The organism is Allokutzneria oryzae, from assembly GCF_042429765.1.
GTDB classification, from domain to species: Bacteria; Actinomycetota; Actinomycetes; order Mycobacteriales; family Pseudonocardiaceae; genus Allokutzneria; species Allokutzneria oryzae.
In genome coordinates this window covers 16,579-39,108 of the sequence record NZ_JBHLZU010000006.1, presented here as the reverse complement: position 1 = coordinate 39,108, position 22,530 = coordinate 16,579, and the positions used below count along the sequence as shown (strand labels likewise).

The window sequence follows — 22,530 nt, the reverse complement described above, 5'->3', positions numbered from 1 at the left end:
GTCCTCATGCCATCGGTTGCGGGAGCGGGTTGAGCTGGTCCTCGGTGAGCACGGGGTGGTTCATCGCGGCCGGTGCCGTGTACAGGCGCGGGGTCGCCAGCATGCGCACCGTGGTGCCGAACGACAGCGGAACCGCCTGGGGCACAAGCACCTTGACCACGACGGCCCCGGCAGCGCGTGCCTCGATCGGGGTGATGTCGACGGCGAGCACCTCCGCGCCCCGCGCGCGCAGCCGGGAAACGACCCAGTCCAGTTGCCGGAGCGGATCGTCGCTGTCCGGACCGGGCAGCTCGGCGAGGGCGCGCACGGGGCGCGGCCCGTCGAGCAGGAAGTCGAAGTGCCCTCTGGCTTCCGGCTTGCCGCTGCGGTAGGCGCCGCCGCAGACCCCTTCCGGCGACACGGCCGCGGTGTCCGCGGGCGCGTTGGCCCGCAGCGCCGCGCGCAGCATGGCCAGCTCGCGGTGTGCCTTGGCCACCGCGGCCGCCGGGTCGAGGCCCGCCGTCGTGGCCACGAGCTGTGCGAGCAGCCCGTCGTGTTCGGCGAGCTGCAGGGCGAAGAACACCGGCACGCCGAAGTCGGTGGTGGCGTCGAAGACCACAGTCTCCAGACCGGCCTCGTGAGTGCGTTCGGCGTAGGGCCGCAAGGAGGCCGGCAGGTCCTCCGGCCGGGCCGCCAGCCGCGGCAGCCGCAGCCGGTGCAACCAGGTCAGCATGAGCGCGTCCCGCTCGACGACCTCCAGCAACCCGCCGAGCACCGCGCGCGGGTAGTCGGCGTGCGCGGCGCTGCCGCTGGGATTGCCGAAGGTGAACAGCTCCGCCGGGGAGCAGGGCTCCATCCGCAGCCACACCATCCGGGCGGGCACGTACCGCGGCCGTTCGTGGGTGAGCGACCACGCGCGGACCCAACGGATGCGGGCCCCGCCGTCCGGCCGGGTCAGCGGGAATCCCGGCGCGCCGAGCTCGGTTTCCGAAGCCCGCGGCCACTCCTCCGGGGCAACGGCGTCCGGCCCGAGCTCGTCGGCGCTCGCGGTGACGAGGACGTCCTCGGGCACGGCGAGGGTGGCGTAGCGCTCCAGCGACTCGGCGACGCTGAGCAGTTCGGCGCGCCCGGGGTCGAGATCCCCGCCCGCGCCGTCGTAGTTCCCGTCCGCTGTCAGGGACGGCTGCCAGCCGTCCAGGTGCGGGAGGGCCTCGCCGATCTCGCCCAGGGTCCCGGCGGCCACAGGGATCCGGGGCTCCCCCTGGTACCCGGCGGAGACGCCGGTCCGGCCGACGAGGCCGTACGGCGAGACCAGGGCGCTCATGCCGGCAAGGGAATCGGGGTGCATCAGGTGCCGTCCACGGACGCCGGGCCGAAACCCCATGCCTGGACGAGGAAATCCCGCCCGCCGGACCCCGGGGCCGACGACGCGGGCACGGGACGCAGCGCGTATCCGAAAGCACGGGCGCGGGACTCCACGACCGCCCGGGCGGCACCCGCCGCGAGCAGGACTCGGCGCCACGCGTGGACGCCGTCACCGAGCACGGCATCGCCCCGGCCGCAGAGGTACACGGTCGCGGGGTGGTCGCCGTCGGGCTCGCCGAGATCGTCGATGGCGCGGCACGAGCCGTCGCGGAACTCGTACCACCCCGGGGCGAGGCCGTCGACGTCGCGGATGGCGACGGTGAGGCGGAGATCGCCGCCGTCCGGAGTCGTCCCGCTGAGGACCGCCACGACTCCGTCATCGGTCAGCGTGCCGGGCACCAGCCGGACGCTCCCGGTGCCGGGCTGGTCCGAGACCGGCCAGTACCCGGTGGTGCCCGGCAGCGGCTCGTGGGCGAGTTCGTCGCGCAGCAGTTCGAGGAGATCCGTGGGGCTCTCCGGAGCGCACCGCTGGTTTCGTGCTTCTGCGGTCATCGCCTGCCTCCTGGCACTCGCTCCAGCACCACGACGTCGAGCAGCGTCTCGGCGTGCGGAAGGACGCCGAGAGCGTCACCGAGTTCGCCCAGCGATCCGCCGACGTCGTCACGAACGCGGAAACCGAGGTCACGGGCCGCCGAGGTCAGGTGCTGCACTGCGGATCCGGTGTCCAGCAACGCATCCCGGATCACCGCGGCACCCGAGCCGCGCGGCACCGTGACCGACACGACGATCGCCGCGGCGGCGCCGTCCGCGTGCTGACTCAGCCAGGCCCGTTCGTCGGCGACACCGGCGAGATCGAGCAGCCCGCCTTGACCTGGACGGTAGAGGTGCGCACCAGCGGGCCATCCCGAACCGGGTGGAACCAGCAGATAAGCGTTGAGGTGCTGGTCGTCGGCATCGGGGAACGCGGCGCGCAGCAGGCGCGCGAGGTCTGGGCATGCCGGCGGCTCGACCGTCATCGGGTCGGGTTCGGGCAGAGAACGGAGCTTCGGCGCCGAGGTGTCCGATGTGGACTGCCGCGCCATGTAGTCCACCGCGAGGCAGACCGACGAGTCCCCGTCCGCCGGGCGTGGCGCGCGCGGCCGGGGCCGGCACGCTCCGGTCGCGGCGTCGAACTCGGCGACGGCGGTCGTGGAGAGCGGGCTCCCCGCCGCGGTCACGAGGTTGATCACCTCCAAGGCGGCGAAGCCGAGCGCGGCCTGCCGGACCTCGAGAGCGGCTTCCCGCGACGCGCGGGGCGGGTTGACCGGCCACCACGACGCGTAGCGCAGTTCGTCGCGCGCGGTGAAACGGGGACCGATCTCCGCGCCCTCGGCACCCACGACGACGCGCAGCCACGGCACTCCCGCCGCGGCGAGCGACCGGTCGAACGACGCGAGCACCTCCACGGGTTCCGGCTGGGCGAGCACGACCACGACGAGGTCGGCCGTCCCGGGCGGGAAGTCTTCTCCCGCCCAGTCCACGACCGCGACGTCCGCGCCGTCGGCGGTGAGGAGCGTCGCCAGCTCGCCGGCGAGTACGAGATCACCGGTGACTCGCACCTTGGTCTGCTGGGCCGGGGCGCGGCTCGTGTTCTCGGGGGTCGCCGTCGTGGCACGTGCGCGGACCAGCCAGCGGCCGCTGTGTTCGCGGGGCGATGGCCCGGAGCCGAGCAGGTGGCGGCTGCGCGCGAGCGCGCACACGGCGTCCACTGTGGACTGCGGCAGTCCGAGTCGTTCGGCGATGTCGGCGGTCGTCCGGGTGCCGTCCATCGCCCGCAGCACGGCGGGCAGGACGGTGCTGGCGGACTTCCCACCGAACACCTGGGGGTGGAGGCCGCCGTAGGCCACCAATCCGGTCGGGGTGGGCACGAGCGTGATGCCGGGCAGGAGGCAGGGGAGGTGCGTGCCGGGTACGGAGCCGGTTTCGTGCAGGGCTTCGGCAGCGGTGTGCCGGTGCAGGAGCGTTGCCATCTACGCGTTCACCTCCATCGCGTCCCGGACGATTCCGCGCAACCGCGCGAAAGTCCTCTGCTCGGGCGGGAAAGGTGCCCGGGAGCGGGCGTTGCCGTGCACGCCGAGCAGCACCGAGCCGGCCGCCTCGCCGGTGAGGGGGTGGACCAGGACGAGCCGTGCCTGGTCGGCTGTGTCCTCGTCCGCCGACGCGCGCAACAGGTGCCGGGCCAGGCCGCACACGGTGGCGATCGTCGCGGCGAGGTATCCGGCGGGTTCGCCGGTCGGATGGTCGTCGAAGTGGGTGTGCACCGCACCGAGGCGGCTGTGCGCGCCCGCGCGCTGGGCACGCCTGCGGTAGTAGCAGTCGACGGTCGCCGGGGTGCGCGGGGTGAGCAGCGGCCCGACGCGCGTCGCCATGCCCTCGGCGACAACGGGCAGCAACGTCACGCCGTGCCGCAGCGCCGCACTGTCCACAGCGGACTCAAGCCGCTGGACGGGACGGCTCCAGGCGAACACGACCTGGTGGGCGGTCGCGACCAGGCTGTCCAGCTCCTCGGGGCAGGGCCAGTCGTCGAGCCGGACGGCGGCCGCGTCCGAGGAAGCCGAGCACAGCCGTGAGGCCACGGCCGCACCGAAATCGTCGTCGTGCAGGACGAGGATGCTCACGGGATGTCCTCTCGCGGGAAGGTGCCGACGGGTGACGGGGTCGCGGGCGTCATGCCACGGGCTGGGGCCAGGGGTTGAGGTCCGCCTCGTCCCGTACCGGGTAGCCCATGGCCGCCGGGGCGGCGTAGAGCCGGGGGTGGCCGAGGTACTGCGCCGTGCGCACGAACGACATGGGCTGTAGTCCGGGCACGATCACCTTGACCGAGGTCATACCCACCGAGTGGGCCTCGTCGGTCGTGAGGTCGACCGCGTAGGCCTCCGTGCCCACTGCGGCCAGTCTGCCCACCAGCCAGCGCAACGACTCCGCCGAATCGCGTTTCGGCGGCGTGGGCAGTGCCGACAGCGGCCGCCGCGTGGTGCCGGAGAGGAGGAAGTCGAACGCCTCGGCCCGATCCGCGTGCGCGGTGAACAGGGCGCCGTCCACGGTGCGATAGCAGTCCTCGGCGCGCGCGGGTGCTTCGTCGACCTGGTGCTGGAACGAGATGTGGCAGGACAGCACCTCCCGGACCGCGTTGACGGCGGCCAGCTCCGGGTCGAGGTTCGATGCGCAGATCGCGACGTGCCGCAGCGCGGTGCTGCGCCGGTCGATCCGGACGGCGAACACGGTCGGCACCCCGATGTCGGTGGTCGCGTCGAACAGCCGGACGTCGACGTGCGGGTTGCGCCCGTAGGCCGCGATCAGCCGGTGGAGTTCGGGGCCGCCGGTGTCCAGCTCGATCTCCGGCAGCGGGAGCCGCTGGTGCCACGCGATCGCCGTGGCGTCCCGCTCGACCACCTCGACGAGGCCCTTGACGATCGCGAGCACCGGATCGGTGTGGACGGCACAGCCGGTCGTGATGGGGTTGGCGAGGTTCTCCTCCTCGGTGGGGACGAAGAAGAGGTAGGCCAGCATCGCGGGGACCCACATGGGTTTCCCGTCCCGCAGCCGGACGCCGCGGACCCAGTGGCGGCTGGCGTCCTTCGCAGCGGGGCGGACGCCCTGCCTTGGCAGCGCCAGCTCGGTCTCCGACAGCCGGGGGAGGGTGTCCAGGTCGAGCGCCTCGTCGCCGAGTTCGAGCGCGGTCGCCCAGTGCAGGTCCGCCGGGTCGTACATGGAGCAGCAGTACCGTTCCAGCGCTTCGGCCACCGCGACGGACTTGGCCAGCTCGACGTCGAAGCCCCCGCCGCTGCCGTCCAGCTGCTCTGGCTCCCTCCGCAGCCACCGTTCGTAGCGGCGGATGGCCGGGATGCACGCGCCCGCGTCGCCGACGTGCGCGGTCGCGATGGGCATCACCCCGGAGCCGAGTGGGAACGGGAGCAGACCGGGTTCGGCCACGAGGCCGACCGCCTGGTCCACGAGCGGGCTGAGCTGCTCGCGCAGTCGTCGCGCTTCGGGGCTCGCTCCGGCCGCAGTGCGGGGTGGCGGCATGACTGGGCTCCTTTCGAATGCGGGTTTCCCTGGGCGTGGTGCGCGCACGGTCCGGTCAGCGCAAGGGGTCTGCCCACGCGCTGTCGGTGAGGTTGCCCAGGTCCACGGGCTTGCCGTCGAGCCGGATCGCCGGGGTGCCGGGAATGGTGGGGCGCACGGCGGCCGTGGTGTCCCGGAGCACGGCCGTGTAGGTGCCGTTGCGCAGGCAGTCGGCCACGCCCGTCCCGGCACCGGCTTCGGCGGCGAACCGCGTCAGCTCCTCGTCGGTGCGGTCGGTGGCGCCGTTCTCCCCCGGCTGGGCGTCGAGGGACATCAGACGGTCGTGCAGCGGGGCGAAAGCGGCGCCGTTCTCCTGGGTGGCGCACAGCATGGCCGCTGCGGCACGGGTCGAGTACGTCCCGGTCGCCGACCGCGGGTCGAGGAACGTCAGCAGGTGGTAGGTGACTCGTACCTTGCCCTCGTCAACGGCCTTGGCGAGCAGCTGCCCGAAGCGGTGCTCGAACTGGGAGCAGTACGGGCACAACGGGTCCTCGTAGACGTCCACCGTGTGCGGGGCGCTGGGCGCGCCGAGTGTGATTGCCGCAGGAGCGGTGATCCGTGCGGGGGTGCGAGCAGAGCCGTAGCCATCGGCCTCGGGGCTCGACCGCCGCAGCTGGACGAACAAGCCCCCACCCACCATGGTCGCCGCGACCAGCAGCACCAGTGCGGTGGTCAGCAGCTTGCGTTTCCTGGACAGCGGTGGGCGGCGGTGCGGCGCCACCGCTAGTTCCTGTGCCATGTCGTCTCCTGCGGGCTTGGGGGAGCGAAGGTCAGAAGAGCTGGCTGACAACGGTGTAGAGGGTCACGCCGACCATCCCGAAGACCAGCAGCATGTAGGCGAGGCACGCGACGCCGTATCCCCAGAACAGCGTCCGGTCGCCACGGGTGGTTCGGTGCAGTGCGCTGGGCAGCGGCTTGCGGAGCAACCGGTGCAGCACGTAGGTCATCGCACGGCTGCGGAGGTTCAGCTTGCCGAGCGCGTTCTCCAGTGCCTGCTGCCCGTCGGTCGGCAGCATGGGGTTGAAGTTCATGAACATCATGAAGGTCTGGAACACCAGCAGCATGGCCAGCACACCGGGATCTCCGGTCCCGGACAGCAGGAGCGCGGCGATCACGCCGAGCACGACGCCGTCGAGGGCGGGCCCGGCGATCAGGATCGCGATCCGGGGCCAGCGCCGGTGCAGGCGGACCGCGTCGGACCGGTCGACGTAGGCGATCGGCATGACGTAGAACCACAGCGCGACACCGACTTCGCGGGCGGGCACGCCGTAGTAGCGGCAGAGCACGCCGTGGGCCGCCTCGTGCAGCAGGGTCTGGGGGAGCATGACGAGGTAGACCACCCACACCGCCGACAGGTCGGGGACGACCCGGGCGAAGAACATCGTCGACAGGGCGGTGACGAAGCCCGCCGCGCCGAGCAGGCCGAGCGCGCCGAGCGCCATTCCGCCCGCCCGGCCGCGGAAAAGCCCGGCAACGGCGGCGAACACGCGGTCCGCCCGCGCCGTGGAGACGGGCAGCCGCACGTGCGGCATCTTGATCTGGGACCTGGCCAGCCGGGAGGTGACCCCGGTGGTGCGCGAGGCGGCCCCTTCCAGGAGCTCCAACCGGAGCAGGTCGTGGATCATGGGCCGCAGTGCTTTCCCGACCTGCGCGGTGGTCGCGCCGCTGCGGCGTGCCACATCCTCGCGGAGCCTGCCGTACTGCACACCCGCGGTGAGCTGAGGCACCAGGGAACAGGTGCCCGCGCTGACGAAGACGTACTTGCCGCTCTCGCTGTCGAACAGCATCGAGCGGCCGTCGGCCCCGGTGAGCAGCTCCACGCTGGGGCGCAGCGTCAGCACGTCGTCGTCGGCGGGCCACTGCGCGTCCGTGACGACGGGCGCCGGCTCGGCGGCCTGCCTGCCGTGGTGCGGCGGTTCGACGGTGGTGGGCATGGCGGCTCTCCAGGACTCTCGCGACGAGGTCGGTTCTCCGGGTCGGGAAGGACGGGTGGGTGGCCTGGGGGCAGCACAGGCCACCCACCCGGGATCAGTGCGTCAGCAGTTGGTCGAGGCGGACCCTCCGGAGCCCACGGAGCCCCCGGTCGACATCGTGGTGCAGGCGCAGCCCGCGCTGCTCGCGCTCCCCGCCGAGCTGGCGCAGCCAGCGCAGCAGGAAGCAGCCACCGTGCTGTCGGACTCCTCGGCCCACAGGTCCAGTGCGACGTCCTGTTCGTTCATGACGATGTCCATTTTCTACTCTTTTCATGTTGAGCTGAAAGGCATTCGCATTCGTTTCAGGGTGGCCGCTGTGCGTTTTCCACTGATGTGGTGGTCGGCGCAGGGTGTTTGTGATCGCGGCCGTGCCGGCTTCTGCCGAAGGCGGGGTGGAACTTCCTTGTTGCCGTTCGGGGAGCCGGTCGTCTGCGTGTTTCAGCTCGTGCTGGCGAGACTGTTCGATGTCGTTGTGGAGTGCTCGGCCGCCTGGTTCAGCACTTGGTGCTGGCGGTGCTGCCGCACCCTGCGGTGCTCCCGCAGCCGAACGGCGTGCTGGCGGTGCCGGCGGAGCCGGCGGTGCCAGCGCTGCTGAGGGTGCAGTCGGCGGCCACCGTGGCCGCGGACTCCTCGACCCACAGGTCCAGTGCGACGTCCTGTTCCTTCGTGACGAAATCCATTGTCGTTCCTTTCGCGTTGGATCAGAAGGGGAATTCAGATTTTTTCTGCTCGAATGGTGCTCGGCGGGTCGGGCTTTTTTGCTCGCGACCGAAGTGACTCCCGGCGGAGGCAGGGGTGGAACTTCCTTGTTGCCGTTCGGGGAGCTGGTCGTCCGCGTGTTTCGGCCCGTGCTGCCGAGGCCGCTCGATGTCGTGGCGGGGCGTTCGGCCGGGTGGTTCAGCAGACGCTGCCGGCGGTTCCGGCGGTCGAGGTGGAGCTGACTGGCGAGCTGAGGCTGGCAACGCTGCTGCCGGAGCCGCTGCAGCAGGCGGCGGCCACCTCGGCGTCGGACTCCTCTGCCCACAGGTCCAGCTGGATGTCCTGTTCCTTCATGGTGATGTCCATTGTCGTTCCTTTTCGGTGTTGAATCGAAAGACATGTGGAGCTGATTTCGGGTGGGTTGGTCGCCCACCCGTTTCAGCACGCGCAGGCTTTGGTGCTGGCGGTTCCGACGCAGAGGGCCGGAGTGCTGAGGGTGCTCGCGCTGCCGGAGGTGCCGCTGCAGCAGTCGGCGGCCACCGCGGTGTCGGACTCCTCGGCCCACAGGTCCAGTGCGACGTCCTGGTCGTTCTCGAACTGCTTCACTTCTGCCTCCTGAATCCGGTGGTGTTCGGCGCGCTTCATGAATTCCCTGAGCTGGGTATTCACGGAGAGCGCCTTCGGAGCGTCCTGAATGTCAGGTCGGGACACTGGGATTATTATGTGCCGCTGCGGTTCGCGGGTTCAACGGTTACCCTGTCGTAGGCCGTGCAACTTCCTGTTGGTTTCAGTAGGTGGAATGCATTTTGCTGCAATTCCGAGGAGTCGCTGGAATGTCGCGGGAGCGCGGTGGGGGTGTAATTACCGGGGCAGTGGGGCTTCGCCGATCGCGAAGGTGAACAACGGCACCTCCTCGCGCAGGTCGAGGCCGCCGTGCCGGGTCAGCGCGTGCGGGATGAGCCCGGCGAAACCGCAGCACTCCCTGCCTGCCGCGAGCGCGCCGAGCCACACCTCGTTGACCGCGGCGCACCCGCGGGCCAGCAGGATCCGGTAGCCGTGCGCACCGAGCTCGTGCACCGCATGGGGAATGTGGCCGGTGACGGTGCCGATCGCGGCCGCTTGCGCGAACTCCGCTTGCAGCACCGCTTCGCCGACCGGGAAGCCCGCGGGCAGGGGGGCCACCATGGTGAACCCGCTCGCCGGGTCGAACCGGTGGAAACCCGGTTCCAGGCCGGCGATCCGCAGCGCCAGCACGAGGTAGCCGAGCCGTCCGGTTCCGGGTTCGCCCCAGCCGAGGCTGCCCGCGCGGTCCGCCCGGCGCAGCAGTGCCTCCAGCTCGTCGCCGCCGACCTCCCCCGGCCCGTAGTACCGGCCGCCGTGCCGGTTCGCCAGTGCCGCGGCGTACTCCTCCGGCGACCACGCGGCGCCGCCGAGGCGGCCGCACGCTGCCGGGGCGAGCTGCTCCTGGAGCTCGTCGATCAGCGTCGCCATCACGTCCTCCCGGGACCCGAGCGCGTGCGGGACGAGGAACTCGGTTCCACTGTGGACACGAACGGGCGTGGTGAACGAGGAGACGGCGCAGGAGGTCCCGGCGGACGCCGCGGCGGCGCGGTCGATCCGGACGATCTCGGTCACCGGCTCTTTCGCCGGATCGACGTGGAGCAGCCGGGCGGCGTCACCGAAGCGGACCTTGCCGACCCGCCGCGCCGCGAGGCCGAGCAGGCGGCAGGACTCGCCGAACTGGTGCAGCGCGACCCCGGCGTCCATGTGGATCACCCGAGCGGCGAACGGGCCGTACTTGCCCGCCACCCTGTTCAGCGCCCCGGTGGCCACGAGGACGGCTGGTGCCCCTGGCGCGGCGTTGTCGAGCCAGCGCTCGCTCTCCGCGCGCAGCGGTGCCACCGCCGCGAGCTCGTTGGCGAACGGGTCGTAGCTCCACCAGCCGGGAGCGAGCCCTTCGACGTCGCGAATCGCGAGGTACGCCTGGGGAGAGCCGAGGTTGCCGCCGGTCGCGTGGTAGCGGTGCACGTGCCCGTCACCGCGTTCGGCGCCACCGGGTTGCAGCCCGAACGCCGTCCGCACGGCGAGCACGAGCCGTTCGACGCCCACCGGGGCGTCGGCGGCGGCGAGGGCGTGGATGTCCGCGACGGTGAGCGGTGGCAACGGGATCCGCGAGGCCGGCGGGTACACCTTGTGCTCGAACTGCTTGGCGGTGTTGGCTGGCATGTAGTGCATGAGGTGGCCCTTGGGGAACGCCTGGTCCTTCGGGGGGAAGCGGACCATCTCGTCGAAGCTGACCGCCACCGAGTGCGCGGGGGCGTCCCCCGGCGCCAGGGTGGCGATCGGTCCCGGGGCGACCGCGAGGCTGGTCGTCTCCGCGGTCTCCAGGTCGACGCGCACGGCGGTGGTGAGACCTTCACCTTGGCCGATCCTGGCCACCACGTTGGTGATCTCGGTGGCCAGCAGGGCCAGCGCGGTGGACCGGACCGCTTCGCCGGGGCCGGTGAGCTCGGCACCGCCATCCTCGTCCGATGTGGACACCGCACCGAGCTCCCAGCGGGCGAGGTCCAGCCCCACCCTGGCGTCGAAGCGCGGGCCGATCTCCAGCCGGGCACCGGTCAACGCGGCCCTCAGCCACACCCCACCCCGGTCGCGGACGGCGCGGTCGAGGTCGTGCAGCCACTCCGGCGCCCACCGCCCGTCGGACAGCCCGACCACGAGGGTGCTGTCGCCGGGGAGGTCGTCGGCGGTGAGCCGGGCGGCCGCCGTGATCGGCTGGGGTGTCACGGTGACGGAGTTGGCTGTGAGGAGCTCGGCGAGCTCGGTGGTGAGGTGCGGCGGGCCCACGACCGCGACACGGGCGGAGCGGAGCTCCCGCAGGGCGCTGTGCCCGCTCCGGTGCACCCGGGTCGAGTCGATGGTGCGGGCCAGCCACAGGGGGACGGGCTCCTCGGGGACGGCCGGGTCCATGCCTTCCTCGACGAGACCGCGGACGTAGAGCAGCGACACGATCGACACGACGTCGGTTTCGCGGATGCCCATGGTCTCGGCGATCTCGGCGTAGGTCCGCACCCCGTCCAGCAGGGCGAGGACCCGGGGCAGGAGGGTCACGCTGGCCTTGCCGGAGAACACCTGCCGAGCGGCGGCGCCCTCCACGAGGTACCCGGTGGGCAGCGGGACCTGGAGCAGTCCCGGGAGGGTGCGGGCCCGCGCGGGGAGCGTGAACTGGGGGTCACCCGCGACCGCGGCACTCATGCGGGTGGCGGCGATGCGGTTCGGCGCGGTCGGGGCGGAGCTGCTCACCTGGTCGCTCCTTCGGTGATGGCGTCCGGTTCGGAAAGGTCCTGTGCGAGCTCGCGGGCCAGCGGCAGCAGCGCGTGCCACGACCGGTCGGCGGCGGGGACGGGGGAGGCGGACCTGGCGTTGCCGTGCACTCCGGTCAGCCGTGAACGGCTCAGCCGGGGCGAGAGGCCGTTGACGAGGGTGACCTGCTGGAGGTCGCGCCGATCGCCCTCGGCCAGGCGCCGGATGACCGCGGCGGCCCACGATGCCGCCGCCGCGGCCACGGACGGCAGGTAACCGTGCGAGCCGCGTGGCCCGCTCCGGTCGTACGTCTCGTGCAGTTCCTGCAGCCCGGTGCCGAGGTGGTGCTGGCGGACCCTGCGGTAGTAGCAGTCCACAGTGGCGTGGGCGCCGGGGCCGAGCACCGGCCCGATCCGGACCACCTGGTGCTCCGCGACCACGGGAACCAAGATGGCTCCGCGGGACAACGCGAGCAGGTCCGCTTCTTGTTCGAACCGGGGAGCGGCGCGGTTGAGCGCGAGCACCAGCACGCCTTCGCCCGGGATGTCGTCGGCGGCGGGCAGGTCGGTGGGGTGCGCGGCGCGGACCGTCACCGCGGGCAGCGCTGCGGCCAGCCGCGTGGCGACCTCGGTGCCGAACCCGTCGTCGTGCAGGACGAGCACGTCGCGTGTGCCGGGCATCTGGTCTCCTTCCGATGGGAACGGGCGGGTGCTCAGGCGAAGGGCTGCGGCCAGGGGTTGAGGTCGCCGGGCGCGTGGACGGGGTAGCCGCACGCGGCGGGGGCGTCGAAGAGGCGGGGAGTGCCGAGGAACTGCGCCCGGTGCGTGAAGGACAGCGGCTGGAGACCCGGCACCACCACCTTGACGGCGGTGAGCCCCACCTCCCGCGACTCGTCGCACCCGAGGTCGACCGCGAAGCTCTCCAGGCCGGCCCGGCGCATCCGGGACAGGAGCCGGACCAGGTACTGCTTCGGGGACCCCTGCCACGCGGCCGATCCCAGCCGCGACAGCGCGACCGTGCCGCCGGTGCGCTTGGGGCCCACGAGGAAGTCGAACGCGTGCGCGCGCTCGGCCTTGGCCATGTACAGCGCGCCATCCATGGTGCTGCGGATCAGCCCGGGGTCGGCGGGCGGATCACCGTGGTGCTCCAGTGCCAGCCGGCAGCTGAGGGCTTCCCTGACCGCGTTCATGGCGGCCTTCTCGGGCGAGGGACTGATCCCGCAGCCGAGCACCTGGTGGTAGCGCTCCGACCGGTGCTCCTGGTACACGGCGTACACCGTGGGGACACCGAGATCGAGGGTCGCGTCGAACAGTCGCATCGACAGCCCCGCGTCGTCCCGGAACCCGGCCAGCAGCTCGTGGAGCTCGGGAGGTCCGCTGTCGACCTCGATCTCGGGCAGCGGCAGCCGTTGCCGCCACACGATCGCGATCGCGTCGCGCTCGACGACCTCAAGGAGGCCGTTGAGCAGCGCCTGCCACGGATCGGAGTGGATGGCGCAACCGGTGGTGTTGGGCGCGGACAGCCGCTGGACGCCCGGCTCGCTGAAGCAGAGCCAGATCAGCTCGGCGGGGATCCAGGTGGGGCGCGCGTCGACCAGGCGGACACCGCGCACCCACGAGCGCGGCACGTCCTTGCGCGCCGGTGCGATCCCGTGGCTCTCGTCGGCCAGCTCCCGGTCCGAGAGCCGCGGCATGGTGCCGAGGTCGAGCGCCTCGGGGCCGAGCTCGTCGGCGGTGGCGGTGATCAGCTGGTCGCGGCTGTAGACGGTCGCGCAGTAGCGTTCCACGGCCTCGGCCACCGCGACCCATTCGGCGAGGTCGGGATCGAAGCCGCCGCCCGCGCCGTCGAGGCCGGTGGTCTGTGAGCCGGTCCGCTCCGCGAACCCGGCGACCTCGGGCAGCACCCAGCGCACGTCGCCCGTCGACGAGCTGGCGATCGGCAGTCCCGGAATGCCCTCGGGGAGGGGCAGTCGCCTCGGCGGCGTGACGGGACCGAGCCTGCCCACGATGGGGGACAGCCGCTCTCGCAGGGCGGTGGCCGGGCTCGACTGCGTCGAGGTGCCGACCGGCGCGAGGTTTGCCATGTCTACCCACTCTCAGTTCTGCCGCGTTCGCGTGGTCGTGGAGAAGGGAAGTTCCGGAGAACCGGACATTGATGTCAACTGATCGATTGACATTCGTGTTCGGAGTTCTCGTTGCGATGCGCGTTTCGGTTCGGCGAGGGCGGCGGCCTTCGGCGAATGGTGCGACCTGGCCAATCGGGGTGAATTCGGACGAAATCGCCGCGATGTCAGGTAAGCGCTTGCTGGAAAGACGTGAAACCCGTTCGCTTTTTGGGTGTGGCGACCCCTTTTCGCTGTCGCCGACTCCGATTGAACCTTCCCCGACCCCGCGTGGTCATGAAGAAGTACCGGCAGAACTGGTGAGGGGTGAGTTCTTCCGGTTCTTCTTCCTGTTGGCGCGAAGTCTCAGTGGGTGAACTTGTCGCCAAGAAATGTCGATGCAGGGAGCTCAGCGTGGCCCGCACCCTCATCGTCGACTGGGCCCGCCGTGACAGCGCCCGTCCGGTGGTGCTCGGCGACGCGGTTGGCACGGAGGGAGCGTCACGCTCCAGAACAGGTGCACCGGATTGACCGCACCAGCCAACGCTCGGCGGCGGTCATCGGTGTGCGGGTGGCACGGCGTGACGGCGGTGGGCTGGAGGCTAGCTCGGGTCCGGGACGGGCTGGCTCGGGCACGTGATGCCCAGCTCGGCGGCGAGCTTGCCCGCGGTGATCCGGACGCCGGGCGTGTTATAGCGGGAGCATTCGGCCAGGGCCCGCACCCGGTGCATGCGGGCGCGCGCGGGTTCGCCGCACTCGTCGGACAGCTCCGCCAGCCGCACCAGGATCTCGATCCTGGTCTCCGCCCAGCGCGCTTCGTCCAACGCGGACAGCAGCTGCTCCGCGGCCTCGGCCGGGCGGCCCGCGCCGATCAGCGCCACGCCGCGCAAGTACCGCACCCGCGCCACACCGGTGGTCACCTCGTGCTTGCGGAACAGCGACTCGGCCTCGTCCAGGAACTCCAGAGCGGAGGGCACGTCACCGGAGGCCGCCAGGCTCTCGGCGAGCCGGGTCAGCACCATCGACAGCAGTTCGTCGTTGCCCGGTGCGGTGGCCGCGCTCCGGTAGTGCGCCACGCTCCGCCGGTGCACCGCAACGGCCTCGGTGAACTCGCCGGCCATGTGCAGCTGCCTGCCCAGCAAGGACAGCGCCAAGTGGTAGCCGTTCGAATAGCGCGCCCGTTCGAACAGGTCCACGGCGCGTCGGCTGTACCGGATGGCTTCGCGCGGCGAGCTCAGCCGCAGTTCGATGGCCGAACGGTAGGACCAAGCCCACGCTTCCGCCACGAGGTCGCCCGCTTCGACCGCCGCCTCCACCGCGAGGTGGTGCGCCGCCAGTGCCTCGTCCGGCTGCCCGCACAACGCGTAGAGCGCCCAGCACACGTAGTTCGACTGCTCCGCCGTTGCGCGGACGTCACCCAGCGCTCGCGCCGCCGTGGCGCCCGCGTCGAACACCTCGCGCCACAGGTCGCCGGTGCCGCGCAGATCCGAGTACCAGTGCATGGCCGCGGCCAGGTCGAGGACCTTCCGGTGCTCTCCCCGCGCCGCGGCGGACCGCAGCGCCCCCAGCCAGTGCGCCTGTTCCTGTGCCAGCCACCGGGCCGCGGCCTCCCTGCAGTGCACCGGATCCGGCCCGTCGACCGCGCCCGGCGCCTCCGTCCGGTCGTGGTCGAAGAACAGCGCGGCCTTCGTGGCGACCGCGAGCAGCCAGTCCTGCATCCGCTCGGTGGCCGTCGCCACGTCCTCGGGGCTCTCGCAGAGCTCCAGGCGTTCCCTCGCGAACACGCGCAGCAGCTCGTGGCTGGTGTACCGGCCGCAGGTCCCGCTGAACCCGAGCAGGCTGGCGTCGGCCAGCCTCTCCAGGGTCATCTCAGCGACGTCCACCGGCAGCCCCGAGACCACGGCGGCCAGTTCGACGGAGGTGTCCGGACCGGGCACCAACGCCAGCCTTCGGAACATCGTCGCGGCGGCGGGATCCAGATGGTGGTAGGAGATCTCGAAGGCCGTTCGCACCTGGAGATCGCCCGCGGTGAGCACCGACAGCCGGCGCCGCTCGTCCTCCAGCTGGTCGGCGAGGTGCGCGATCGTCCACTGGGGCCTGCTGGCCAGCCGGTTGCCCGCGATGAGCAGCGCCAGCGGCACGCCGCCGCACAGCGTCGCCACCCGCTGCGCCGCGTCCGGTTCGGCCGCCACCCGGTCCCTGCCCGCGACCAGGCCCAGCAGCTCGATCGCGCGGTCGTCGTCGAACACGCCCAAGGCGAGCCGGTGCCGCGCGTCCAGCCCCGCCAACGTGTTCTGGCTCGTCACCAGCACCATCGAGCCAGGACTGGTGGCCAGCAGCGGCCGCACCTGAGCCTCGCAGGCGGCGTTGTCGAGCACGAGCAGCACGGTGCGCTCGCGCAGCAGGGAGCGGTAGAGGGCGAGCCGGTCCTCGTAGTCGGTGGGGATCTTGCGTTCGCCCACCCCGAACCCGCGCAGCAGCCGGTGCACGACCCGGTCCGGCGACAGCGGCTCGCGGCCCATGCCGTGCAGGTCGAGGAACAGGCAACCGTTGCCGAACTGGCCTTCGAGCCGGTGCCCGGCGTCCAAGGCGAGCGCGGTCTTGCCCGCGCCCGGCAGGCCGTGGATGACCGCCACCTGCAGGCGGGAGGACGACGTGGCGTCCCGCGCGAACTCGTCCAGCGCCCGTAGCTCGGCGTCCCGCCCGGTGAGTTCGATGAGCACGGGAGGCAACGCGCATGCGGCGCCCACCTGCGGCACGTCGGGAGGCCCCGGTTTGTCCGCCGCGACGGCCATCCGCCGTCCGGCGCGGGCCACCTCGGCGAACTCGCTTGCTTCCTCCTCAACCAGTTCGAGCCCGTTGACCAACAGTTCCACGGTGCGTCGCTGCGGGTTGCGCACCCGTCCACGCTCCATATCGCTGATGGTGCGCACACTGATGCCGGTTCGCTCGGACAACTCCTCCTGGGTCATCGAGGAGCGCAGCCGGTAGAAGCGCAGAAAGTCACCGAATGTGGTCGTGTCCACGCGGCCGAACTCCTCTCCGTGACAGGTGATGATGCCCCGGACGCCAGGTCACCGATGCTGCGGCCATCCTTACCACGGCCGTGCGTTAACGCCTTCCGGCGAACGTTTCGGCGCAGCCACCAATACCCGATTGGGTGAGGGGGGTCGCCACAGGTGAGAACGGTAAAGAAGGCCATGGCCGACGCCCGGCAAATGGGACTCGTAGCGACTTTCGGTGTTCGACTTCGCAGGCCATCTCCAGCCGTGCGTTGTACGCCGCCTTCACCCTTAAGTTGTAGACCATCTTCAGCTTCTTTGGGGCGAACAGCTCCTCCAGCTTTGCTGGACGGGGCCAGTTCAGGGGCGCGCCGACGCCGCCGAGGAAATCGACCAACACTGGGGCCCACTCCTGCCTCGATCGCGGAGCGGAACCCCCTCGACCGCGTCTCGGCTGAGTCCAGTCGTTCCTGCGCGGCCCCGCGCGGCCTCCACCGCCGGTCCGGGCGACGGCTCCCGTGTCACCGGGCGGTGCGAAACCCTGGCGCGACACAAGTCTCCCTGCTGCACAAGCGAAAACGCGGTGCCTCCACCTTGCGAACCACCTGACGGGTCCAAAGTGGACGAAAGACCGCAGTCGCTGCCTCGCCGCATCAAGCTGACAAGGCGCCATCCTGCACGTGGTAACACCACCCCACCCCCCACCCCCCACCCCCCACCCCCTAGCCCCTCACCCCACCTCTCCACCGCCCCACCTCCCCCCACCTCCCCGCCTCCCCCCTCACCCCTCACCCCACCTCCCCACCACTCCGCCTCCCCCTCCCCCCTCACCCCCCGTGCCCTCGTTTCGCGTTTTGTAGGCTTAATGCGAAATGAGAGCGCTCTTTTGCGCATTAAGGTGACAAAACGCGAAGAACCCACAGCGCCAGCCAGTCCACGCGCGCACGGGGCACGGGGGTGGCGCGCCAGCTCGGGGCTTCGGGGCGACTTGCGGGCCAGGCGCTAGGTGCGGTGATCCCGCCGGAGGTCGCCGAGGGTTCCATCGAGATCGATCACGTGCGCGTGCACCGCGAGTAGGCCGGGTTCCGCCGCGCCTGTTCGACCGGTTCCCGGCTGGTGGAACGGGCGTGGCCAGGCCACATCGCGAACTTTGGCCTTCTTCGCCCGTGGGGCGGACGCGACGGGACCCTGGTCATCACGCGAGCGAAAGGCGCTGGTCCGCCCCTTGCGACAGCGGCGGAGGTTCCGCGCTCGCCGGCCCGGACCGCGGTGACCCGTGATCCGGGCCACTGCTTTCCCCTGTGCCCCAACGGCAACCCGCTTGACACGGCATCCGGGGGTCAAGTTGGTTGTGCACCGCTATGAGCACAGGACGAACGCGCGGCGAACTGGACGAGCCGGCTGACCGAGAGGATCGGGCGGTCATGACCTCGGCGGTCCAGCAGGCCCCGCAACGCTTCTTCAAGGACGTCTCGCTGTCGTCCTTCGTCGCCGCGTTGATCGCGGTCGTGGTGTCCTACTCCGGTCCCATGGTGATCGTGCTGACCGCGGCCCAGGCCGGGCACCTCACGTCGGGGCAGACCACGTCCTGGCTGTGGGCGATCTCCGTGGGCAGCGGCCTGACCTGTCTCGTGCTCAGCCTGTGGACCAAAATGCCGGTGATCACCGCGTGGTCAACGCCCGGGGCGGCACTGCTGGTCACCAGCATCGGCGACTACTCCTACCCGGCCGCGGTCGGTGCCTTCGTCGTCTCCGCGCTGGCGATCGCGCTGATCGGCTTCTCCGGGGTCTTCGGCAGGCTGATGGCGCTGGTGCCCGGTCCGCTGGTCTCGGCGATGCTGGCCGGGATCCTGTTCTCCTTCGGCGTCGACGCCTTCCGCGCGCTCGGCCAGGGGCCGCTGGTGGCGGCGGCCGTGCTGCTGGGCTACGTCGTGGCGAAGCGGTTCAGCGCCAGGTACGCGGTGCTGGCGGCCCTGGTGCTCGGCGTGCTCACCGCCGCCGTCAGCGGCGGTCTGCGCTTCTCCGGGGTCGGCCTGGAGCTGGCGAGTCCACAGTGGACCACCCCGGTGCTCGACCCGGCGGCGATCATCGGCATCGGTGTCCCGCTGTTCGTGGTCACCATGGCCTCGCAGAACGCGCCCGGCCTCGCGGTGCTGCACGCCAGCGGCTACCGGCCCGGCGACCGCCTGCTGGTCGGCGGCACCGGGCTCACCTCGCTCGCTCTGGCGCCCTTCGGTTGCCACGGCGTCAACCTCGCCGCGATCACGGCGGCGATCTGCACCGGCCAGGAAGCCCATCCCGACTCGCGAAGGCGCTACCCGGCCGGTGTCTTCTGCGGCCTGCTCTACCTGCTCGTCGGCACCTTCGGCGCGGCGCTGCTCGGCGTGTTCACCGGCCTGCCCAAGGAGCTGGTCGCGGCGATCGCGGGCGTGGCCCTGCTCGGCGCGCTGATGTCCGGCCTCAGCGGCGCGATGGCCGAGCCGGAACACCGCGAGCCCGCGCTGGTCACCTTTCTGGTCACCGCGTCGGGCCTGTCGCTCCTCGGCATCGGTTCCGCGTTCTGGGGCCTTGTTCTCGGCTTGATCGCCCACGTCGTGCTGACGGTGCGCCGGAGAATTCCCTAATACCGGGGGATTTCCGTTTCTCGCACTCGCCCATATGGCCTCGGGTGAATGCCTTGCCCCGGGTATACAGCCCTGTTTGCTTTCGTTATGGTTTTCGTCGACTGGTTTTCCTCGGGGTGGGAGGCTGGAATGAGCGGATACGACCAGGCATTGCAGAGCCTTTCCGCCGCCCGTGAGGCCTTGCCCGGTCCGTTCATCCAAGCGGTTCTCGACGCGGTGCGCCGGGTCGCCGACCACCTCGCCGAGGCCGGTGTCGAGCGCTACGGCGGCCTGCTGGAGCAGGTCAGCGACGAGGCGAACGCGGCGATGAACGCCTGCGCGGAGATCGGCAACGGGCTGGACGAGGACATCGCGCGGACCCAGCAGCTCATGAGCGGCGGGTAGGTTCTCGCCGGATTTCGCCCGCTCGGCTGACGAATTGCCAATGCGGCAAATGCTTTTCCCTGTGATTGTTCTGGAGTGAACTCAGGGGGCTGCGTGACGGGGTACCAACAGGCGCTCGACGGGCTTTCGGCCGCTCGGGAAGCGCTTCCCGACACCGAGGCCGGTCAGGCGCGCGCGGCGGTGGACTCGGTGTCCCGCCTGCTCGCCGAGGCCGGGACCGGGAAGTACGGCACGCCCATCGACCGCGCGGGCGCCGGGATGCTCGCGGTGCTGGAGATCTGCGCGCACCTGCGCCGCTGCTTCGACGACGACATCGCCGGTACCCGTGAGCTGAGCGGCCCGGCGTGGCGAGCGGAGGCGCGGGAGCGGAAGTGGCTCTCCGCCGGTCGCGACCCCGATCCCGGGCTGGTGTTCGGCAGGCTCATGGGACCCCAGGTCAAGGGGGAGTTCGCCCGCCGTCCCCTGTGGCGCAACAAGCACGGGGTCCTGACCGACGGCCATTACACGGTGAACACCGCAGGGCAGAAGGTGCACCGCGATGACAGCGAGGCGGCGGACAAGAGCCGCTTCCACGCGACCGTCGACGTGGACCGGCTGACCCTGGACGCCGCGCAGCGCGCCGACGCCGCCGGGCTGTGGACGGGCGCGGACGACGAGCGGGCGAAGGTCGAGTTCACCGAGGTCGTCGGCGTGCACTCGCGCACAGGCAGACCCACCACGGTCGTCAACCTCTACCGCAGGAAGAACAAGAAGACCATCCACGCGTGCCCAGGGAGCCCGACATGATCGACCTCGACGAGTCGCTGTCCCCGTGGCGGGAGGCCCGGCCCTGGGTCAGCCCGTTCCCTGAGTGGGGTGAGGCGGCCGCCTACGGTGCGGCAACGGCCGTCGCCCGCCGCGGTGGGCTCACCCTGAAGTGGGAACCCGGGGACGAGGAGTGGATCCTCCTCGCCGGGGAGAAGGCGTACGAGGGCATGTGCTCGCTCTTCTTCCCGCTGTTCCTCGCGGTGCCCGACCTGGTGCCGGTGATCGCCACCGCGGCGCCGCTGACCGCCGTCGTGCCGATCACCGACTTCGGCACCGAGGACCTGCGCTGCTCCCCGGACCTCCTGCGCGCCACCCTCCTGCGCTACGGCTGGAACGACGACTTCGACCCGGAGGCGTTCTGCGCGCACGACCTCTTCGTCGAGAGCATTTAGGACCCGCACTCAACGGCACCACCGCCCCAACCACGCCAGCACCGCGTGGCACCGGACAAGCCGGGCACGAGGCCGTGCTCCGCGCATCCTCCAGTGCGGCCTCACACTCGGGCGCACACCGACGCGCTTATTCCACCCGTCGACCCGAACCCCACCTTGCGTGCCCGTTCGCGTTTTGTAGCCTTGTTGCGAGCACAGGGCGTTCTTTCGCGCATCAAGGTGACAAAACGCGAAAACCCCAACCACGCCAGCACCGCGCGGGCGAGGTGCTACACCAGCGACCGCAACCGCGTCACCACGGAGGCCCGGCGCGGATCGGAGCGTGGCAGGTCCCGCGCCAGCCGCTCGTGCACCTCGATGTCGTCGGCCCCGTGCGGCTGCCGCGCGAACTCCCACAGCACTTCGGGTCGCCCGCAGTGCAGCGCGGCCGACCGCACCGCCGCGTGCAGCTCCTCGCGCTCCGCCCGCACCACCGGTGCCTCGGAGCGGGGCAGCAGCCGCCCGCGGTACAGCCGCACCGCCCGTTCGGCGTCCCCGGCGTCGACCGCCTCCCGCACCCGCAGGAAGTCCGCCGACACCTCCGCGACGAGCCGATAAGGCTTGCGCCCCACCACCATTCCGCCGAGCTGCGCCCGCAGCCGGTGCATCTCCGCGCGCACCGTCACCGCGTTGCCGTCCTCGCCGTGGGTGGCCAGTGCCAGGGCCTCACCGGTCATCCCGGTGGGCCGAAGGGCCAGTGCCGCAAGGATTTCCGCGTGCCGCGGGCTCAACGGGTGCTCACGGCCGTCGAGCACCGCGACCGGTTCCTCCAACAGCGACAAGGACAACCGCGGTGTGCGGGACGCCACCGGACGCGGCAGCCGCAGCAGGTAGCCCTCGCCGAGCGGCTCCAGCAGCCCGGTGCGGCCGTCGGCGAGCAGGATCTCCGGCCCCGACACGTCCACCCGCCGGGGCAGGCCGCCCGCGGCCGAGGCGATCACGCGGCCGGTCGGCGTCAGCAGCGCGCCCGGCTCGCCGCGCAGCCCCATCAGGTGCGGCATGTTCCGCTCGCGCAGCCGCTCGTCCCGCGCGGTCAGCTCGGCGCGCAGCTGCGCCTCCGCCAGCCGCGCGGCGGCCTCCACGAGCGCGGCGATCGCCGGGTGACCGGTGTGCAGCGGGCCGCTGACGTCGACAACGCCCAGCAGCTCGCCGCTGTCCGGGTCGCGCACCGGACTCGCCGCGCAGGTCCACGAGTGGTAGCTGCGCACCAGGTGCTCGGCGGAGTGGATCTGCACCGGGCGGCCCAGCGCCAGCGCCGTGCCCATCGCGTTGGTGCCGATCGTGTCCTCCGACCACCGGGTGCCCTCCGCGAGCGCGGCCCGGTCGGCGGCGCGCTTGACGGCGGAGTCCCCTTCGCACCACAGGATGTGGCCCACCGCGTCGGTGACGATCATGATCTGGCTGGCCTCGTCGGCGAGGCCGCGCAGGGTGCCCCGCAGCGCGGGCAGCGTGGTGGCCAGCGGGTGCGCCGCGCGCAGCTCGCTCACCTCGCGCTGGGCGTAGACCATCGGCGCCTCGGTGCGGTCGGGGTCCACGCGCGCGTCGAGGGACCGCCGCCAGGACTCCGCGATCACGGTGCGCGGAGCCAGTGGCGCGCGGCCACCCCCGAGCACCGCCTCGTGCACCCGGACCAGCAGCCGGGCTCGTTCGACGGGGTCAACAGCCGGTGACCGGCCATCTGTGGTGGCCATCACCTCCGATGATTGACCGGCGCACCGCCGCCACGCAAGCCGGTGGCCGAGTGCAACGTGACTGCAA

The 22,530-nt window shown here is 71.5% G+C and carries 20 protein-coding genes; 4 read left to right on the top strand and 16 right to left on the bottom strand.

Going from position 1 to position 22,530, the window contains the following annotated elements:
• Positions 1-4: 4 nt before the first annotated feature.
• The 15 genes from ACFFQA_RS07040 to ACFFQA_RS06970 all read right to left on the bottom strand — a co-directional run bounded on the left by ACFFQA_RS07040 (position 5) and on the right by ACFFQA_RS06970 (position 16,550).
• Positions 5-1,303: a YcaO-like family protein gene (locus ACFFQA_RS07040; RefSeq protein ID WP_377850842.1), complete on the bottom strand. Its 1,299-nt coding sequence runs from the start codon at positions 1,301-1,303 to the stop codon at positions 5-7.
• Positions 1,304-1,326: 23 nt separating this feature from the next.
• Positions 1,327-1,896, bottom strand: coding sequence for a nitroreductase family protein (locus ACFFQA_RS07035; protein ID WP_377850841.1), 570 nt, complete (start codon positions 1,894-1,896; stop codon positions 1,327-1,329).
• The gene (locus ACFFQA_RS07030) at positions 1,893-3,353 is read right to left on the bottom strand and encodes a hypothetical protein (RefSeq protein WP_377850840.1); all 1,461 of its coding nucleotides are present in this window, start codon (positions 3,351-3,353) and stop codon (positions 1,893-1,895) included. Before ACFFQA_RS07030 ends, ACFFQA_RS07035 begins: the two co-directional genes overlap by 4 nt.
• Entirely contained in the window at positions 3,354-4,001 is a 648-nt protein-coding gene (locus ACFFQA_RS07025; RefSeq protein WP_377850839.1) for a hypothetical protein, read from the bottom strand. It lies immediately after the preceding gene.
• Between the two features lie 49 nt (positions 4,002-4,050).
• Positions 4,051-5,409, bottom strand: coding sequence for a SagD/YcaO family ATP-dependent cyclodehydratase (locus ACFFQA_RS07020; protein WP_377850838.1), 1,359 nt, complete (start codon positions 5,407-5,409; stop codon positions 4,051-4,053).
• Positions 5,410-5,464: 55 nt separating this feature from the next.
• Positions 5,465-6,187 carry a DsbA family protein gene (locus tag ACFFQA_RS07015; RefSeq protein ID WP_377850837.1) on the bottom strand — a complete coding sequence of 241 codons (723 nt, stop codon included), beginning with the start codon at positions 6,185-6,187 and terminating at the stop codon, positions 5,465-5,467.
• A gap of 31 nt (positions 6,188-6,218) precedes the next feature.
• On the bottom strand, positions 6,219-7,382 hold the full coding sequence (locus tag ACFFQA_RS07010) for a hypothetical protein (RefSeq protein WP_377850836.1): 1,164 nt from the start codon (positions 7,380-7,382) through the stop codon (positions 6,219-6,221).
• 94 nt (positions 7,383-7,476) lie between these two features.
• On the bottom strand, positions 7,477-7,638 hold the full coding sequence (locus ACFFQA_RS07005) for a hypothetical protein (RefSeq protein WP_377850835.1): 162 nt from the start codon (positions 7,636-7,638) through the stop codon (positions 7,477-7,479).
• Positions 7,639-7,915: 277 nt separating this feature from the next.
• The gene (locus ACFFQA_RS07000) at positions 7,916-8,101 is read right to left on the bottom strand and encodes a hypothetical protein (RefSeq protein ID WP_377850834.1); all 186 of its coding nucleotides are present in this window, start codon (positions 8,099-8,101) and stop codon (positions 7,916-7,918) included.
• Between the two features lie 217 nt (positions 8,102-8,318).
• Positions 8,319-8,486 carry a hypothetical protein gene (locus ACFFQA_RS06995; protein ID WP_377850833.1) on the bottom strand — a complete coding sequence of 56 codons (168 nt, stop codon included), beginning with the start codon at positions 8,484-8,486 and terminating at the stop codon, positions 8,319-8,321.
• Between the two features lie 72 nt (positions 8,487-8,558).
• Positions 8,559-8,726 (bottom strand): hypothetical protein, encoded by a 168-nt coding sequence (locus ACFFQA_RS06990; RefSeq protein ID WP_377850832.1) that lies wholly within the window; start codon positions 8,724-8,726, stop codon positions 8,559-8,561.
• A 255-nt stretch (positions 8,727-8,981) separates the two neighbouring features.
• Positions 8,982-11,423: a hypothetical protein gene (locus tag ACFFQA_RS06985; protein ID WP_377850831.1), complete on the bottom strand. Its 2,442-nt coding sequence runs from the start codon at positions 11,421-11,423 to the stop codon at positions 8,982-8,984.
• Entirely contained in the window at positions 11,420-12,103 is a 684-nt protein-coding gene (locus ACFFQA_RS06980; protein WP_377850830.1) for a hypothetical protein, read from the bottom strand. Before ACFFQA_RS06980 ends, ACFFQA_RS06985 begins: the two co-directional genes overlap by 4 nt.
• Before the next feature lie 32 nt (positions 12,104-12,135).
• Entirely contained in the window at positions 12,136-13,506 is a 1,371-nt protein-coding gene (locus ACFFQA_RS06975; protein WP_377850829.1) for a YcaO-like family protein, read from the bottom strand.
• Positions 13,507-14,126: 620 nt separating this feature from the next.
• Positions 14,127-16,550 carry a helix-turn-helix domain-containing protein gene (locus ACFFQA_RS06970; RefSeq protein ID WP_377850828.1) on the bottom strand — a complete coding sequence of 808 codons (2,424 nt, stop codon included), beginning with the start codon at positions 16,548-16,550 and terminating at the stop codon, positions 14,127-14,129.
• Positions 16,551-17,950: 1,400 nt separating this feature from the next.
• Between ACFFQA_RS06970 and ACFFQA_RS06965 the strand changes: the two genes are divergently transcribed.
• The 4 genes from ACFFQA_RS06965 to ACFFQA_RS06950 all read left to right on the top strand — a co-directional run bounded on the left by ACFFQA_RS06965 (position 17,951) and on the right by ACFFQA_RS06950 (position 20,733).
• Positions 17,951-19,150, top strand: coding sequence for a benzoate/H(+) symporter BenE family transporter (locus ACFFQA_RS06965; RefSeq protein ID WP_377850827.1), 1,200 nt, complete (start codon positions 17,951-17,953; stop codon positions 19,148-19,150).
• Between the two features lie 129 nt (positions 19,151-19,279).
• Positions 19,280-19,534 (top strand): hypothetical protein, encoded by a 255-nt coding sequence (locus tag ACFFQA_RS06960; RefSeq protein ID WP_377850826.1) that lies wholly within the window; start codon positions 19,280-19,282, stop codon positions 19,532-19,534.
• A gap of 93 nt (positions 19,535-19,627) precedes the next feature.
• Entirely contained in the window at positions 19,628-20,320 is a 693-nt protein-coding gene (locus ACFFQA_RS06955; protein ID WP_377850825.1) for a hypothetical protein, read from the top strand.
• On the top strand, positions 20,299-20,733 hold the full coding sequence (locus tag ACFFQA_RS06950; protein ID WP_377850824.1) for a hypothetical protein: 435 nt from the start codon (positions 20,299-20,301) through the stop codon (positions 20,731-20,733). Before ACFFQA_RS06955 ends, ACFFQA_RS06950 begins: the two co-directional genes overlap by 22 nt.
• 269 nt (positions 20,734-21,002) lie before the next feature.
• On the opposite strand, the gene ACFFQA_RS06945 is transcribed toward ACFFQA_RS06950, so the two are convergent.
• Positions 21,003-22,463, bottom strand: a complete 1,461-nt coding sequence (locus ACFFQA_RS06945) for a GAF domain-containing protein (RefSeq protein ID WP_377850823.1) — start codon at positions 22,461-22,463, stop codon at positions 21,003-21,005.
• Positions 22,464-22,530 lie beyond the last annotated feature (67 nt).